Source organism: Dinghuibacter silviterrae (assembly GCF_004366355.1).
Classification (GTDB): domain Bacteria; phylum Bacteroidota; class Bacteroidia; order Chitinophagales; family Chitinophagaceae; genus Dinghuibacter; species Dinghuibacter silviterrae.
On sequence record NZ_SODV01000001.1, the window covers coordinates 2,565,956 to 2,583,125 of the forward strand.

Here is a 17,170-nt window from a genome sequence, read left to right on the forward strand (position 1 = left end):
TTTGGTTGCCAGTTGGTTGAAAAGCTGGCGCCGTTTTCGCGCCGGAGACGCTATGCTGCGCAACTTCCTTGTCACTTCCTGGAGAAACCTGACCAAGAACAGGGTCTATTCGCTGATCAATATCCTCGGCCTCGCCGCCGGCATGGCGGTCGCCTTGCTGATCGGTTTGTGGATGGCGGACGAGCTGTCCTTCGATCATTATTTTCCCCGCCACCAGCGCATCGCGCAGGCGATGAACACACAGACGATCAACGGGGAGGTAAAGACCGGCAACACCATGTCGCTGGCGGCCGGTCTGGAAATGCGCGATAAATGGACGGCCGAGTTTCGCTCCGTGTCGCTGGCCAGTTGGAACCTGACCCACATCCTGGGCCAGGGGGAGGTGAAGATCACCCAGGAGGGGATGTTTGTCCAACCGGCTTTTGCCGACATCTTCAGCCTGAAGATGATCGAAGGCGACCGGGGCACGTTGAACGATCCGTCCTCCCTTTTGCTCAATGCCTCCACGGCCAAGGCCTTGTTCGGCGGGCAAGATCCGCTGGGGAAAACGGTGCGGGTCGACAACCAGTATGATATGAAAGTGGCCGGTGTGTTCGAGGATTTCCCGGTGAACACCACCTTCGCCCGGACGCATTTGCTGATGCCCTGGGCCAGGTACGTCGCCCTGGAACCGGACGGGTTCGCCCGTTGGCAAACCCAGTGGGACAACCATTCCTGGCAGGTGTTTGCGGAATTGAATCCCGGTGTGGACATGGCCAGGACGAGCGCCGCCCTGGGCCCGGTGGTCCGTCAGCACCGTGCAGACCTCAAAGAAGACCTGTTGTTGCAACCCATGGACAACTGGCATTTGTACAACGAGTTCAAAAACGGCGTGATCGTGGGCGGCCGGATCGAGTTTGTGCGGATGTTCGGTCTCATCGGTGGATTCGTGTTGTTGTTGGCCTGTATCAACTTTATGAACCTGAGCACGGCCCGCAGTGAAAGGCGGGCCCGCGAAGTCGGCGTCCGCAAAACGCTGGGCTCGCTCAGGTCGCAACTGGTGGCCCAGTTATATACCGAGTCCATCCTCGTGGCCTTCATCGCCCTGGCGTTCGCATTTGTGTTCGTTCGTCTGAGCCTTCCCTTTTTCAACACGCTTTCGGGCAAAGCCATGACCCTTCCTTTCGGCGACGCCCGGTTCTGGGCGCTGACGCTGGGTTTCGCCTTGTTTACGGGGCTGGTGTCGGGTTCTTATCCGGCCTTGTATCTTTCTTCGTTCAAACCCATCCGGGTGCTCAAGGGGACCTTCAAAACGGGCCGCGGGGCGGCTCTTCCAAGAAAAGTGCTGGTGGTCGTCCAGTTCACGGTCTCGGTGGCGCTCATCATCGGCACGATCATCGTTTTCCGGCAGATCCAATACGCCAGGAACCGGTCCACAGGGTATGAGCAGGCGGGGCTGATCGTCATCAAAATGAGCACCCCCGATATACACGGCCGCTACGACGCGCTCAGGTCGGACCTGATCCGGACAGGCGTGGTCGCAGATATGGCGGAATCGAACAGCTCCACGACCCATATCGTCAGCAGCCAGAGCGGTTTTACATGGGAGGGGATGGATCCCCATACAAAACCCGAACTCGCCTATGTGTCCGTGACGCATGACTACGGGCACACGGTACAATGGCAGATCGCGGAAGGCAGGGATTTCTCCCGGTCTTTTCCCACGGACACGGGCGCCATGATCCTGAACGAGTCGGCCGTAAAACAAATGGGGCTCCGGTTGGGCATGACGCTTCATAAAGATGGGCAAGACCACAGGGTCATCGGTATTGTCCGGGACATGGTCATGGGATCCCCGTACACCCCCGTGGCGCCGACGGTCTATTTCCTTGACTACGACTGGACCGAGTCCCTGTTGCTGCGGCTGGACAAACCGCTCCCCGAGGCCCTGCCGCGGGTCGCGGCCGTGTTGGCGCGCTATAACCCGGGCGCTCCTTTCGACTACCACCTGGTGGACGACGACTATGCGCTCAAGTTCTCCGACGAGAAACGCATCGGGAACCTGGCGTGCGTATTCGCCGCCCTGGCCATCTTTATTTCCTGTCTGGGCTTATTTGGACTGGCGGGTTTTGTGGCGGAGCAACGCACCAAGGAAATGGGTGTCCGCAAAGTGTTGGGTGCTTCGGTTTTCCACCTTTGGAAACTCCAGTCGTCGGAATTTATTTTCCTGGTGCTCCTGTCCTGTCTGATCGCCATGCCGCTGGCGGGCTTTTACCTGCAACGATGGCTAGAAGGCTATGCGTACCATACCCCGCTTCCGGGTTGGGTATTCGGGATCGCGGCGCTGGGCGCCCTGGTCATCACGGTGGTTACAGTCAGCGTGCAATCGGTCCGGGCGGCGCTCGCGAATCCGGTGCGGAGCCTGCGCACGGAATAATCAGCGGATCAGCGTCACCAACCCATGCTTCTCAAACACCTCCCCCGTCTCACACACGACGTCCATTAAGTACACATACGCCCCCGGCGGCATGTCCCGCCCGTTGCAGGTCCCGTCCCAGCCAAAGTCCTCCGAATTGATGGGGATATTGTCCCGCTGGTAGACCGGCCGTCCCCAACGATCCCAGACCGAGAAGTGGGTGATGGCCCGGATGCCTTTGCCCATGGGATAGAAGACGTCGTTATGACCGTCATGGTTGGGGGTAAAGGCGCTGGGCACATAAACGGCGTCCTTGTTGCACAACAGGTTGATGACGATGTTCGCGGTGGCGGTACAACCGTAGGCGGTGGTCACGGTCACGGTGTATTCGGTATTGGACGAGTTGGGGTAGGCCTCCGGGTCGGCGCAGTCGGCGCAGGTGAGCCCGGCCGGGGGCGTCCAGGCATACCCGGTCACATCGCTACTGACGGAGGGCGAAAGCTTATATCCGACCCCCGCGAGGGTGGTGGCGGAAGAAGGAAGGCTGACCGTGGGGATGGGCTCTACATTGACGGTGATGAGGTTGGTGTCGGCAAAACAATGATAGAAGTCCTGACCGACGACGGTATATTGGGTCGTCACAGTGGGGTCTGCCCAGGCGGTGCCGCCCGCGATTTTTGACAGGGTGCCGGTGGGGGACCAGATATAGGTGTCGGCACCGGTAGCGTCGATTTGCACGGTCTGGCCGAGACAGATAAAGGTGTCGGCGGGTGCCCTGACGATAAAGGTGGGGATGACCTGGACGGTGTCGGTGGCCTTGGCGGTACAACCGGGGGTGGAGTGGGCGGTGGCCTGGATGTAAAAGATGCCGGGTTGGGTAAAGTCATACCCGGGGTTGGGTAAAGCGGACGTGGCGCCGCCGGGAAGCGACCACTGCCAGGTGAGCGGCTTGTGGAGGCTGTCGTAGTCAAAGCTGACGATCTGGGGAGAAAATTGTACCCAGGACGGGTCGCATACGTGTTGCGTACCGAGCTGGAGGTGGAGGGTATCCATGAGGATCGGTTGCTTGGTGCCAAAGGAGGCCTGGCAACCGGTGGAGTCGGTTAAGATCAGGTTGGGGGTGTAGATCCCCGGTACGATATAGGTATGGGTCTGGGTGGTGTCGTTGGAGGGGATGACGGTCCCGTCGCCAAAGTCCCAGAAGTAAGCGGAGGCATAGCTCACGGTTGCGGACAGGATCACGGCCTGGGGGACACAGCCCACGAGAATGTTGGCGCGGAGTGAGGCCCGGGGACCCTTGACGGTGACGGAGTCGGAAGTAACGACGTTGGTACCCCCCGCGTCAAAGGCGGTCAGGGTAACGATGTATACGCCGGGTTGCTGATAGGTATGGCTGGGTTTGGGGTTGTTGTCGGCGGTGGAGCCGTCGCCGAAGTCCCAGTGGAGGCTGTCGGCGCCAAAGGTGGTGGCGACAAAATAGGCGACCATGGGTGGACAGTTGGCGCTGTTGATGTATTGCGTGGTATACGTAAAGCTGGCAGTGAGGTTGGAGACGGGTACGGCCTTGATGATCGTGTCCACGCAGGCGCCCGAACCGGCCCCGGTGGCGATGAGCTCGACAGAGTCGATGGTGGTGACGGGGTAGGTATGGGTCACGGACACGGGGTTGGCGGACGTGGACCCGTCGCTTTGGAAGTGCCAGTAGTAGGTCGCGCCCCCGCCACCGGTGGTGCTGTTGTAGAAGGTGGCGGTGGTCCCGGGAAGAATGTTGGAGGGTGTCCAATAAAAGTTGGCTTGCGGCCCGCCGACATTGACGCTGGTATAGGACAGGGACGTGGTCGCGCTGCAACCCAGGGAGTCGGTCACGGTCAGGGTGGGGGTGTAGGTCCCGGGTGCGGCATAGACGTGCATGACGGTGTCTCCGTTTGCCCGGGTGATCGTAGTGTCACCGAGGTTCCAGACCCATTTGACGATGGGGACGCTGTCCTTGGTGCTGTCGCTGAAGATGACCGGGTCTTTATAACAGGGCACGCCCTGGACCCCAAAACCGGGGGTGGGGCCGTCGATCTTTATGGGGATATAGTTGCTGGTGTCGTAGCACGCAAACCAGGCGGACTTGAGGATGACCCTCAGGGAGTCTTTGCCGCTGGTCAGGCCGCCCACATTGCCGGAATACTGAACAGACAAACCGCCGTTGCCGTTGAGGGCGGTGCTGTCGCCGTATTGCCAGCCGTTGATGTTGTAGTAGGTGCCCCCGAGGCCGTTGGTGGCCCCGCCCCCGGTGGATACATAGTAGTTGGTGTCGAGGTCCTTGATTTTTACCGGAAGCGGCGAGCCTCCGCAGACGGTGGTCAGGGTCGATGATAACAGGGGTTGTTGTTTGAGGAGGACGAAGACGTCGGCGGTGTCGGTCACCGTACACCCTCCGTTCGAACAGGTCAGCGCGACCTTGTAGAAGCCGGATTTGGTATAGGTATGTTTTACGGTATCGGTTTCCGTCGCCAGGTTCAGGGGCGCGCTCCCGTCTCCGAAATTCCAGCTCCAGGTGGTGGCCTTGGTGGCGGTGTCGACAAAGGTCACCGTGCCCCTGGTGCTGTCGCAGGTGTTAAACACCTGGATGTTGGGGAAGGGGACTTTGACATGGATATAATCGACACGCACGGCGGTATCGGCGCACCCGGGGTTGGAGGCCACGAGCGTGACGGTATACGTGCCCGAGTCGGTGTAGGTGTGGTACACGGGGTTGCCGTCATCGACATTGGTGCCGCCGTCCCCCCAGGTCCAGGTATAGGTATTGGCGTTTCCCGTGGACTGGTTGATGAATTCGACGGGTGTGTTCCCGCATATCAGCGTATCGGGCGCCATAAAGGCTGCGATGGGCTTCCGGTACACAATCACGGTGATGGTGTTGGATACCCCGCGACACCCATGGTTGGTAATAAAAGAAAGGCTGATGTTGTACACCCCGGGTGTGTCATAGGTATGCGTCGGGTTGGCGCCGGTGGAGCTCGTCCCGTCCCCGAACGTCCAAAGGTATTGGGTCAGGGTATCCGGAGAGGTGGCGGTAAAGGTTTCGTTCAGGATGGCGCAGACGCTGTCCGAAGGGGTCAGGGTCTGTGTATTGCTGATGATCGCCGAAGGGGGCGTGATGGTCACCGGCAACCCGATGGTGCCGGTACACCCGTTGGCGTTGGTGATCGTCAGCGTGGGTGTATAGGTCCCGTCCGCGGGATAGGTAAAGGACGCGGTCCGCGCGGTGGACGTATCCCCCGGCTTGCCGTCAAAGTTCCACAGCCAGGCCACGGCGGCGGCGCTGGTGTCCTTGAAAGTCACCAGGGCGGGCGCGCCGCAAACGGAGTCCAGGGTGATCACAAAGCCCGAAGGGTTGATGCCCCCCTTGACGGTAACGGGATGGCTGACGCTGGCCGGACAGGTGCCGAACAACTCGGTTAGGGTGACGGTATATGTACCCGGGGCGGTAAAGTCGTGGGAAACGCTGGCACCGCTGGCCGAACCCCCGTCTCCAAATGTCCAGGTGGGTGTACCGGTACCGGGCGGGTTGGTTTGGTCTGTAAAAAGCGCCGGTGTATTGGAACACGCGTTGAGCGGCGAGGTAAAAGCAGGGTTAAAATCCTGGGCGTTGACGACTTCCTGTTTGACCGTGGTGGCGGTGCAACCGTCGGAACTCGTCACGGTCAGGGATACGGTGTATAAGCCCTTGGCGGGGTAGACGTGGGCCGGGTTGGCGGCGGTGGAGGTCGTCCCGTCCCCGAAGTTCCAGAGGTAGCTCAGCGTACCGGGCCCGGTGGAGGTACTGGTGAACTTCACCGGGTCGGCGATGTTGCAAAGGATGGCGGAGTCTACGGTGAAGCTGGGCGAGACGGGCGGATACACCGTCACCGCGTTGTTCAGGGTCATGCTGCTGGTACACCCAAAGCTGTTGGTCACGGTCAGCCCCGGCGAATAGGTCTGTGCAAAATTATACGTATTGGTGGCGGTGGGCGAAGTCGTACTGAGGGTATTTCCATCCCCGAAGTCCCAGAAATAGTTGGTAATGCTACCGGCCCCGGCGCTGGAAGTGCTGGTAAAAGAAGTGGTCAGTGGAATACACCCCTGGGCATTGGTGAGGGTGAAACTGACGGTGGGTTTTGGATAGACCGTGATGGAGACGTTGGCGGTGGACGTCACACCCCCGTCGGTGACCGTCAGGGTGGCGAAATAGACCTGGGGCGTACTGTACGTGGCCGCCTGGGTGGCCTGGAAGGAGTTGGGACCCACCGAGTTCCCGTTACCGAAGTCCCAGGTATACTGGGCGGCAGCCGACGCACCGGTGGTCGTATTGGTAAACGTAACCAGTAATGGGGAACATCCAGCGTTCACACTCACCGTGAAACCAGCCTTGAGCTGGGCCCGTAGCGTAATGGACGCGCACAATAGGGGCAGGAACGCCAGGGTACGAGGGGACATGGGGTCGACGGTTTTTTACGGATCGTTGGATGTGCAGTAAAACTAGCACAAATTGGGGAGACCAGCAACCGTTTGCCGCACCTTTTCCTCCGTTTGCAGCAACGGGCTACCTCCGCCGGTAAAGCCGCACTACTTTCGTACCAAATTTAACTTTTGTGAGAAAAATTTTATTTATCCTCGCCAGCTCACTGTTGTTCGCCTTTTCCGCTGTCGCTCAGGCGCCTGCGCCTGGAAAGGGGGCGCCGGCGGGTCCGCCCACACTAGGGCGGGCATTCGGGACGGTCACAGATACCAGCGGCAAGCCCATCGAGCAGGCCTCCGTGTTGCTGCTGAAACCAAGCATTGACCCCACGACCAAAAAGAAAAAACTGATCCTGTTCAAAGGGATGGATACCAAAGCAAACGGCCAGTTCAACTTTGAAGACCTGCCCATCGTCGGGCAACTGGTCCTGAGGGTCTCCGCCTCGGGTTATAAAAGCAAGGACGTCCCGTTCATGGTCATGACTCCTGCGAAGCCCGCTGCGCCGGCGCCCGCCGGCCAGAACAACAGCAATCCTTTCGGGAACATGCCTTCGTTCGAGAAGGATCTGGGCGCGATTGCGCTGTCCAGCGACGTCAAGGAACTCAGCGGAGTCGTGATCAACGCCACGCCGCCCCCAATGAAGCTGGAGCTCGATAAAAAGGTTTTTAATGTAGAAAAAAATATAACCTCTGCAGGCGGCACCGCCGTCGACGTCATGCGGAACGTACCCTCCGTGAACGTCGATATTGACGGGAATGTAACCCTGAGGGGAGCGTCGCCGACTATTTTTGTCGACGGTCGTCCGACCACGCTTACCTTAGACGAAATCCCCGCCGACGCCATCGAAAGCGTGGAGGTCATGACAAACCCCAGCGCCAAATACGACGCCTCCGGGGGCGGTTCGGGCATCCTGAACATCGTCCTGAAAAAGAACCGGAAGCAAGGCTACAACGGGAACGTATCCGCGGGGATCGACTCCCATGGGATGCCGAATGCCCTGGCCAGCTTCAACATCCGCCAGGGGAAGGTGAACTTCACCGCCACGGGGTTGTACAACGGGGTGGACAGCAAGACCACCGGGAATACCTACCGGGATACCTATATCGGGAACGGATCCCAGCTTTGGGAGAACGACTTGACGCGGACCAAGGCGCATTTCCTGTTCGGACAAGTGGGCATGGACTATTTCGTGTCCAACCGGACCACGTTGTCAGGTTCTTATATCAAAGTCCATGGTGTCTTCGATCCCAAGGAAACCTCACAGATCCAGACGGACAGTGCGGTGAGCGGAACGCCTCAAAGTTTTTACAGCACCCGGTATACGGACAATAACCGCTGGTTTGACGTCAACGGCGCCCAACTGGGGATGAAACATACCTTTGCCAAGGACGGGGAATCCTGGACCGCCGATGGTTCCTACTTCGGGGTGACCAGCTCCGGGACGTCGACCTATACCACGGACTATTACACCGGTCTGCCGGGCTCCGCTGTCGGGTATCAGACGGTGCAAAAAACCCTGGGTACGGCAGCACCGTATTTCTGGACCGTCCAGACGGACTATGTGAACCCGTTCACGGCCAAGACGAAGCTGGAGGCCGGTCTTAGGGCCTCTATCCAACACCTGGAAAATGACAACAGCACCTATGATGTGACCAACGGGCACGACTTCCTGGATTCGGTAAGCGTCAGCAACTATAAAAGTACGAGCCAGGTCTACGCCGCGTATGCCACCATCACCAGCGCCATCGGTCCCAACTTCGGCTACCAGCTTGGCCTGCGGGGAGAGAGCTCCATGTATTCCGGGGACGTCACCAACAAAGGGGAGCACTTCAGCCACAACTACCCGATCAGCCTGTTCCCCTCGATTTTCCTGAGTGAAAAGCTGAAACACAACCAGGAACTGCAATTAAGCGCCACCCGGAAGATCAACCGGCCGTCGTTCTTCCAGCTCATTCCGTACACCGACTATTCGGATTCGCTGAATATCCAGCGGGGTAACCCCGACCTGGTGCCGGAATTCACCTATAACGTGGAGTTCTCCTACATGAAGACCTTCAAACACAACAACACCCTGCTGGCGTCAATCTATTACAAGAATACACAGCACCTCATCACCCGCTTCCAGATAAAGGACGTCAACCCCGTGGGGGATTCGGTCCTGGTCAATACCTGGCAGAATGCGAACAGCGCGGAATCCTACGGGGCGGAAGTGACGTCGACGACCACGGTCAACAAATGGTGGGACTTCTCGCTCAACCTGAACGTATACAACGCGCAGATCAATACCGACAACCTCAACGAGGCGTCCCAAAACGCCCTTTGGAGCTGGTTCGGTAAGTTCAACAGCAACTTCAAGCTGCCCTACCGGTTTACGATACAACTGACGGCCGCCTACCAGTCCAAGACCAACCTGCCGGTCAACCAAAACCAGCAGCAGTTCGGCCCCCCGAACTCGACCACCCAGGCATCCGCCCAGGGGTATATCAAACCGTTCTGGGGCATGGACGTCGCGGTGAAAAGGACCTTCTTCAAGAACGACGCAGGGTCCATCACCGTCAATTTCTCGGACATCTTCCGGACGCGCTGGCAGGACCAATATAGCATCAGCCCGGGTCTTTTCACCCAGGAATTCGACCGGTTGAAGGACCCGCAGCTCGTGCGCGTGGTATTTGCTTACCGTTTTGGGAAGATGGACCTGAACCTTTTCAAACGCAAAGACATGAACAACCAAGGTATGGGTGACGCAGGCTCCAGTTTGCAATAGTAGGCCATGAATGATAACGGGACGAAGAGGGAGGCCCCCGTGAAGCGGGCCTGGTATGAACGGAGGTGGATACAGGTAGGGCTCCATACCGCCTTTTGGGCGGGGTTGATGGTGCTGCCGCACCTGCTGATCTACCAGGGGACGAAGGAGGTGTCGAAAGCCAGTGAACCGCCCACGCCCACGGGGGTCTTCCCTACGATCCTGGAGTTGTTGTCTTACGGATTTTTTATCGGGCTCTTTTATGTCAATGGGTCCATCCTGACGCGCCGTTTCCTGTACACGAGGCGGTATTGGCTGTACTTCACGATCGTCCTGGGTATTCTTTGCGCCAAGGTTCTCGTGTTCTACCCCCTTTCCCAGGCGGCGCACGACGCGTTCAAACCCAGTTTCCTGACCTACCTGATCTCCAACTTCCTGGTGCTTCTTTTTTTCCTTGCCCTGAGCACGGCCTACCAGGTGATCGGGGACAAAGTGCGCTCCGACAAGCTGACCCAGGACCGGCAGGAAGAACACCTCAAGACGGAACTCTCCTTCCTGCGGTCACAGATCAGTCCGCACTTTATGTTTAACGTGCTGAACAATATCGTGGCGCTGGTCCGGATGAAATCGGACAAGCTGGAACCCACGATCTTCAAGCTGTCCTCCCTGATGCGGTACATGTTGTACCAGGCGGACGACCAGAAGATATCCCTTCAGAAAGAAGCCGATTACCTGCAAAGCTATATCGACCTTCAACAAATGCGGGTAGGGGACAAGGTCCGGCTGCACGTATCGATCAAACCCGGCACGGATCTCTTTACCATAGAACCGATGCTCCTCATCCCGTTTATCGAAAATGCGTTCAAGCATGGAACGGGATACATGGAACACCCCCAGATCGACATCCACCTGTCGGTCACCGACGGGCTTTTGTATTTTACCGTAAGAAATCGTTTCAACCCACAACAGGAGACGAAGGACGCCACCTCGGGGATCGGCCTGGCCAATGTCAAGCGCCGGCTGAACCTGCTCTACGGAAATGAATACGATCTTTGGATCACCACCAAGAACGACTGGTTCCTGGTATCTTTACAGTTAAACCTACAATATGTTGCAGTGCATAGCGGTAGATGACGAACCCCTGGCCCTGCACCTGCTGGAGGACTACCTGACGCGGGTGCCCGACATACGCCTGGTGGCCAAGTGCAGCGACGCCTTCGAGGCGGGGAAAATCCTGCGCAGCCAACCCATCGACCTGATGTTCCTGGACATTCAAATGCCGGGGCTGACGGGTTTGCAATTTATCGAAAGCCTGGCCCAGAAACCGATGGTCATCCTGGTCACCGCCTACGAACAATTTGCCCTCGAAGGCTATACCCTGGACGTCGTCGACTACCTCCTCAAACCCGTCGAGCTCGACCGGTTCCTGAAGGCTTGTAACAAGGCCTGGGAGTTACACCAGCTCCGCCAGGCGGGGGCGCAGGCGACCAAAGGTCCCGGGTATTTTTTTGTCAATGCCGACTACAGCCTGCTCAAAATCCAGTTTGAGGACATCTCCTGGATCGAGGGTCTCAGGGACTATATCAAAATACACCTCAAAGGGAACGCCCGTCCCGTCGTCGTACGGATGAGCGTCAAGGGCGTGGAGGCGGAATTGCCGCCCGCCGACTTCATACGCGTGCATAAGTCCTATATCGTCTCCGTCAAAGACATTACGGCCGTGCGCAAAAACAGCGTTTTTATAAAAGACCAGGAAATTCCGGTGGGCGACACCTACCGGGATACCGTCATCCGTTTGACCGGGAGAACGTTGTCGTAGGAGTCCTGCTACAAATAAGGTGTTCTTTTCATCCATTTTGGCTGTCCGACCCCATTAGTTTTGCGGGATAATCATTTAGTGCCTACCTTTTACCCCTTGGCTCTGATAGACTTTATACCCAATTACTACGTAAGTCTATGCAGTACGAATTGTTCAACTGGGAACGCCGGGTAAAGGACCCGTCGGACAGAAAACGCATTTCTCAGGAGGAATACAACAAGGAAACGGACAACATCAAGGCGGCTTTTGTGTCGGTGCTTTTGTCCAGCGAACAGGAAGTCGCTTTGGAGCGCTACGTGCGCCTCCACCAAACCGGGATTCTTCACCTATCGAGGGAGCTCAAGCCAAGGGACGGCATGGTGGCCGCCCTGGATCACCTGTGCATTTTCCTGGAGCAGCGGGCTTTTAAATACCTGGATCCCGACTTGCCGCTTCCGTTTTTTCGCCTCGGGTTTATGCAGGGGTACCTGCGGGAAAACGCCCCGCTCGTCAAGGAGCGCCTCCAGGCAGCGGGTGTGGACCCCAGGCTGACAGACCTTGTCCTCGATTTGCTCAAAGACGCGCAACAAGACAGCCGTCTGACCTACAGACAATGGTTTCCGCTACAGGACCTGGTGGTGTTTGTCCTGCAATTGCCCAAAGACGCTCAGCGTTTGGTCGAAATGATGTATTGTCTCAACGTCAATACCAGCAGCACCTACCGCTTTATGAAGACGCAGGTGCTCGAAGCGCTGGAAGCAAAGGATTTTGTTTCCGAAAAAATCCCCGAGCTCGGCCGCATCCGGCGCTATGTCGGCTGGCTGGAACACCGGCCGGGATACCAATATGTCGAAGGACGGACCAGCCTGACACGGATGTTATCCACCTGGCTGGAAGAGCTGGCGCGTTTGACGGAAAAAGAAGCCCAGGAGGCGGCGGGAGATGAGGTAAAAGGCGACGATTCGGGTTTCGGGCTCGACTCTACAAAGGTCATTACCTCCCTGACGGTAAACGAGCTGGGCCTTCTCGTCCGGCTGTTTATGGAAACCGGGGTGTTCCGGACGCGAAACCGCAAGGGGCTGGCCCGGTTTATGGCCAAAAACGTCGTGACGCTCAAAAAAGAAGCCGTGGACGAAGTATCCTCCAACCACCTCTACGGCACCCTCTATTCCATAAACGACGCCACCATGGATTCCGTCCATGCCATCCTCAACCGGATGCTCGTCAGGTTGGGCAAGCTCCGCCTCGAACAACGCCAGAAGAAACCGGCAAAAACCAAAAAGTAACGATATGATTTATAATGTTTTATGATGCATTTTGTTAGGGACTAACTAGGAGACAGGTTTGCAAATTGATGCTCATTCCTTCAATTTTGTTCCGGTGACATCGGTAAATACGATGTACTAATTTCAACGGCTAACACGGTGAATAACCCATTCGTCAAAATAACGCTTTTGCTCCATCTGGATTGGTGGGGGCGTGTGTTCATGTCCTCGTCCGAGGTGCCGGGCCCTGTGCGTGGGTTTCAAACCTCGCGCCCCGAACCCGTTTCCAGCGAAGAAGAATTGTTGTCCGCGATCAGGCACCTGGTGCGAAAAACCGCCATCCAGGGATACAACAAAGCCTGGCTCGAAAATTCCTTACAAGCAAAGTTGCGATCATACCCCCATCTCGTAGGGACCATGCAGGAGGTGGCGATCCTCCTGTTCATCTCCCGGAGCGTTGCACGACATTGCCCCTTTTCATTCGATATGGATGAATTGAGGAGACTTTGGCGATAGGACCGCTCCGGGGGGGCCCTACCCCGGGGGGCTTACCTTTCACCATTCAGGCGCCGCGGGCTGCCTTCCCCTTCGGGCGCCACAGGCGCCTGTACTTTTTTACCATTTTATGCGCCCCCGCGCGTTTGCGCGGCTAGTTGCGATTTTTTTTTGCAATTTTGGCAAATGAAGCGAGTTTTTTTGACGGCCGTCTGCGGCCTTTACTTTATGGCCAATGCTCAAACGGTTAAGCAGCAGGCGCTCACCCACTTCTTTTTGCAGTCCTCCGCCGTGGTCCACCCGGGAGGCGACACCCTTTCCTCCCCCGACTTTGTCTCCGACCTTTATTGGTTCCCGGTGACCGTGCCCTCCACCGTCCTGACCGGCCTGGTGGCCAATCACGTCTATCCCGATCCGTACCAGGGGATGAACAACATGCAGATCCCCGACGCCAACGATACCTTTAACCTCCAATACCACCTCGATCAATACAGCCACCTCCCCGGCGAACCCAACCCCTGGAAAAAACCGTACTGGTACCGGACCACCTTCCAGGTCCCGGCGGCCGACAAGGGGAAACACTTCGAACTTGTTTTCAAAGGCATCAACTACAGGGCCGAGGTCTGGCTCAACCGCCGGCTCATCGCCGACTCCAGCCAAATGGTAGGCATGTTCGGCCAATACCACCTCGACGTCAGCAAGGCCATCGCGGCCGGTGGGGCAAACGTCCTCGCTGTAAAAATTTTTCCCCTGGACCAACCAGGCCTGCCCGCACCCCCCCAGCTGAAGGCCATGGGCGACTTTTTCCTAAACGGTGGTCCCAACGGCGACATCGGCCAGAACGTCACCATGCTTTGCTCCATCGGGTGGGACTGGATACCGGAAGTCCACGACCGGAACATCGGGATCTGGCAGCCGGTGTATCTCCGCACCACCGGACAGGTCGTCATCGAGCAGCCGCGGGTGGTGACCACGTTCTCTGGTGCGTCCGCTCACTCCGGCGCCTCCCCCGACGGCGCCGCCTTCGCGGACACGACCTCCGCGCACATCGCCCTGTCGGTGCATTTGCGGGATTTTGGCGCTGCCACTTCCGGGGCGCTCCGGGTGACGGTCACTCCTGAAACCTTTAGCGGTTCCACCCTTGTTTTCGACCGGCCCGTTTCCGTGGACAGCTCGCGCGATTTCTCCCTCGATTTCGTGATGGCCCATCCCCACCTTTGGTGGCCCAACGGTTATGGCCGCCCGGATCTGTACCGGGTTAGGTTGCAGTTTCGCTCTTCTACCGGACAATTATCCGATGACACCTCTTTCCTGATGGGTGTCCGGACCGTGGGTTCCAAAACCGTTAATGTCAACGGCTGGGTGCGCCGCGATTTTTATGTCAACGGACGCCGCGTCCACCTCGTGGGCGGCGCCTGGGTACCCGACATGCTTCTGAACCGGGACTCCGTCCGGTATGACTATGAACTCCACCTTTGCCAAAACGCCAACGTCAACCTCGTCCGTATTTGGGGTGGGGGTATTGGTGAGACCGACGACTTCTTTACCCTCTGCGACCGCTACGGGTTGCTCGTCTGGCAAGACTTCTGGATTACCGGGGACACCCAGGGCGAATTCAAAGGGTCACCCGCCTGGCCCCTGCAGGGCGACGTGTTCGTCCGGGATATCGTCAACACCATCCTGCGTGTCCGCAACCACCCCAGCCTCCTGGTATGGACCGGCGGCAACGAGGGGCACGCGCGTCTGGAGCTGTACAACGCCATGCGCGACAACGTCGCCCAACTCGACGGTACCCGTCCATTTATTCCCAGCTCCTCCGGTTTTGCCAAACAAACCAAGGACTTCAAGGGTTCCTGGCCCGACGACCAGCCGTCCGGTGTGTACAGCGGCGGGTCTTATGCCTATAACGACGCATCTTTTTACTACAAACTCGTAGACGAAGGCAAAGACTGGGTGTTCAAGGACGAGACCGGTCTGCCCTCCCAGCCGCCCTACAATACGCTCTCGAAGATCATCCCCGACCTCGTCCCCGATACGAGCCTGCCTTTCCCGCTCAACAATACCTGGGGCTACCACGACGCCTGCGAGGGTGCCGCACGCTATTCCAAATACTACGCCACCATGGTCGATGAATTCGGCGCGCCCACCAGCATCCGCGACTTTTCCACCAAGATGCAGTTCCTCAACGCGGACGGATACCGCGGCATTTTCGAAGCCGCCGGCCATCACCTCAACACCACCGGCGGCGTGATGCTTTGGAAACTCAACAGCGCCTTCCCCAGCGTCGTCTGGCAGATTTACGATTGGTACCTGGAACCCAACGCCGGTTACTACTTCATGCAACGCGCCTGCGAGCCCGTCCACGTCCAGCTCAACCTCGACGACACGGCCGTGGCGGTCATCAACCGGACGTACACCGCGAGGCCAGGGCTCTCGGTTCGCGCCTCCGTGTTCTCGCCCGACGGCCGGTCTTTGTTCCGGCGCGTCGTTCCCGTGTCCCTCGATACGACGGATGTGCGCGAGGTGCTTCCTCTTTCTTCCGTGCTGGGTTCTTTGCCCGGTATTTCCTTTGTATGCCTGGAGCTGTCCGATGCCCACGGGGCGGTGCTTTCCCGCAATACGTATTGGCTTGCGCCTACGCATCACTTCAGCGCGCTGGCGTCGATGCCGGCTGCTTCCGTGGAAACCACGGTCATCACTTCCGTGCGTTCGGCGCGGTCGGTCTCTTATATGTTGCGTTTTCACAACCCCGGCACGGGTCTCGCCTTCTTTTTAAATCCGCAGATTTTCGCCGGGGGCGAGGAGGTGATGCCGTCTTTCTGGAGCGACAACTATTTCACCCTGGAGCCGGGGGCAAGCGCCACCGTCACCGTTAGTGTGCCGGTGGAAAAGGTGCACGGGCCGCTGTCGCTCGTGACGGAGGGATGGAACGTGGGGCGCAAGGAGCGGAAGCTCTAGCGGTACTCGATCTTCCAGTGCATTTTATTCAGGGAATCGACGCTATAGTCGTGGCGCACGACAATCAGGTAGAAAAGGCTGTCCCGGAGGTTCGGATCGTCCTGGAAGTCGATATAGGCAAAAAACACGTGCAGACAGCTGTCGTCCGCCAGGTTGATCGCGTTGACCCACGTGTTTTTGTCCGGCCCTTTTCCTTCCGGCCCGAAAAGAAGGTACGGGCGGATGCTGTCGTGTGGCTGGAGCTTGCTGTCGTCCTGGTATTTGAAGTCCGTGTACGCCGAATCACAGGAAACGTAAAAATGTATGGTCCTGTTCGAACGGTTGTATAAGACCAGTTTCGCCGACCGGTCCCTGGACTGGCAGCTGAGTAGGAATGCCAAGAATATCAAATATTTTAAGCGCATAAACGGAAATATTTTGTACTTTTTAGGATCATTTCTATATGCGTTCTTCTCACGAAAAAACCAGGCAGCCCGACGATAGCCGCGCTGCCTCCGAGCACCCCGGGTTCCGCGGCACCGCCGTTCAACGCGCCACCGGCCATCCCGATGAAGATAAACTGGAGAAAGAGCCGACGGTGTCTGCTATGTTGGCGCCCGGCGCCACCGTGCAACGGGCTGATGCTCCGCTCAAGGATGAAGAGCCTATCAACAGGATGGCCGCACCCGGCGCAGCTCCTGTGCAAGCCAAGGCAGAACCCAACCGCACCGGTTTGCCCGACGGTCTGAAAAGCGGTGTGGAAAACCTCTCCGGTCAGGACCTTTCCGACGTACGCGTACACTATAATTCTTCCGCGCCGGCCCAACTCCAGGCCCTCGCTTATGCCCAGGGCAACGACATCCACGTCGGACCCGGTCAGGAAAAACACGTTCCCCACGAAGCCTGGCATGTCGTCCAGCAACGGGAGGGCCGTGTGCAACCGACCGCCCAGTTGATGAAAGGCACTCCCCTCAACGACGACCCTTCCCTGGAGGCGGAAGCCACCGAGATGGGGAATAAGGCGCTCGGCCTCGGGATGTAGGGGGAG

The 17,170-nt window shown here is 58.0% G+C and carries 10 protein-coding genes; 8 read left to right on the forward strand and 2 right to left on the reverse strand.

All coding sequences use genetic code 11. The features are described from left to right. Positions 1-52: 52 nt before the first annotated feature. Positions 53-2,416, forward strand: a complete 2,364-nt coding sequence (locus tag EDB95_RS11340; RefSeq protein ID WP_133993655.1) for an ABC transporter permease — start codon at positions 53-55, stop codon at positions 2,414-2,416. On the opposite strand, the gene EDB95_RS27950 is transcribed toward EDB95_RS11340, so the two are convergent. Next, positions 2,417-6,862, reverse strand: coding sequence for a PKD domain-containing protein (locus EDB95_RS27950; RefSeq protein ID WP_133993656.1), 4,446 nt, complete (start codon positions 6,860-6,862; stop codon positions 2,417-2,419). A gap of 155 nt (positions 6,863-7,017) precedes the next feature. Here EDB95_RS27950 and EDB95_RS11350 point away from each other — a divergent pair, with 155 nt between their 5' ends. The 6 genes from EDB95_RS11350 (at position 7,018) to EDB95_RS11375 (ending at position 16,143) form a co-directional block, all read left to right on the forward strand. Beyond that, positions 7,018-9,648, forward strand: coding sequence for a TonB-dependent receptor (locus EDB95_RS11350; RefSeq protein ID WP_133993657.1), 2,631 nt, complete (start codon positions 7,018-7,020; stop codon positions 9,646-9,648). Positions 9,649-9,654: 6 nt separating this feature from the next. Then, on the forward strand, positions 9,655-10,761 hold the full coding sequence (locus tag EDB95_RS11355) for a sensor histidine kinase (protein ID WP_133993658.1): 1,107 nt from the start codon (positions 9,655-9,657) through the stop codon (positions 10,759-10,761). Next, complete coding sequence (locus EDB95_RS11360) at positions 10,736-11,446, forward strand: LytR/AlgR family response regulator transcription factor (protein ID WP_133993660.1); 711 nt, start codon at positions 10,736-10,738, stop codon at positions 11,444-11,446. Before EDB95_RS11355 ends, EDB95_RS11360 begins: the two co-directional genes overlap by 26 nt. A 137-nt stretch (positions 11,447-11,583) precedes the next feature. Further along, the gene (locus EDB95_RS11365) at positions 11,584-12,711 is read left to right on the forward strand and encodes a hypothetical protein (RefSeq protein WP_133993662.1); all 1,128 of its coding nucleotides are present in this window, start codon (positions 11,584-11,586) and stop codon (positions 12,709-12,711) included. Between the two features lie 168 nt (positions 12,712-12,879). Continuing rightward, entirely contained in the window at positions 12,880-13,206 is a 327-nt protein-coding gene (locus EDB95_RS11370; protein ID WP_133993664.1) for a hypothetical protein, read from the forward strand. A gap of 165 nt (positions 13,207-13,371) precedes the next feature. Next, the gene (locus EDB95_RS11375) at positions 13,372-16,143 is read left to right on the forward strand and encodes a glycoside hydrolase family 2 protein (RefSeq protein ID WP_133993665.1); all 2,772 of its coding nucleotides are present in this window, start codon (positions 13,372-13,374) and stop codon (positions 16,141-16,143) included. On the opposite strand, the gene EDB95_RS11380 is transcribed toward EDB95_RS11375, so the two are convergent. Beyond that, a complete protein-coding gene (locus EDB95_RS11380; RefSeq protein WP_133993666.1) occupies positions 16,140-16,523 on the reverse strand; it encodes a hypothetical protein in 384 nt (127 codons plus the stop codon). The two genes, EDB95_RS11375 and EDB95_RS11380, sit on opposite strands and share 4 nt — an antisense overlap. A 62-nt stretch (positions 16,524-16,585) precedes the next feature. Between EDB95_RS11380 and EDB95_RS11385 the strand changes: the two genes are divergently transcribed. Beyond that, the gene (locus EDB95_RS11385) at positions 16,586-17,164 is read left to right on the forward strand and encodes an eCIS core domain-containing protein (protein ID WP_133993667.1); all 579 of its coding nucleotides are present in this window, start codon (positions 16,586-16,588) and stop codon (positions 17,162-17,164) included. Positions 17,165-17,170 lie beyond the last annotated feature (6 nt).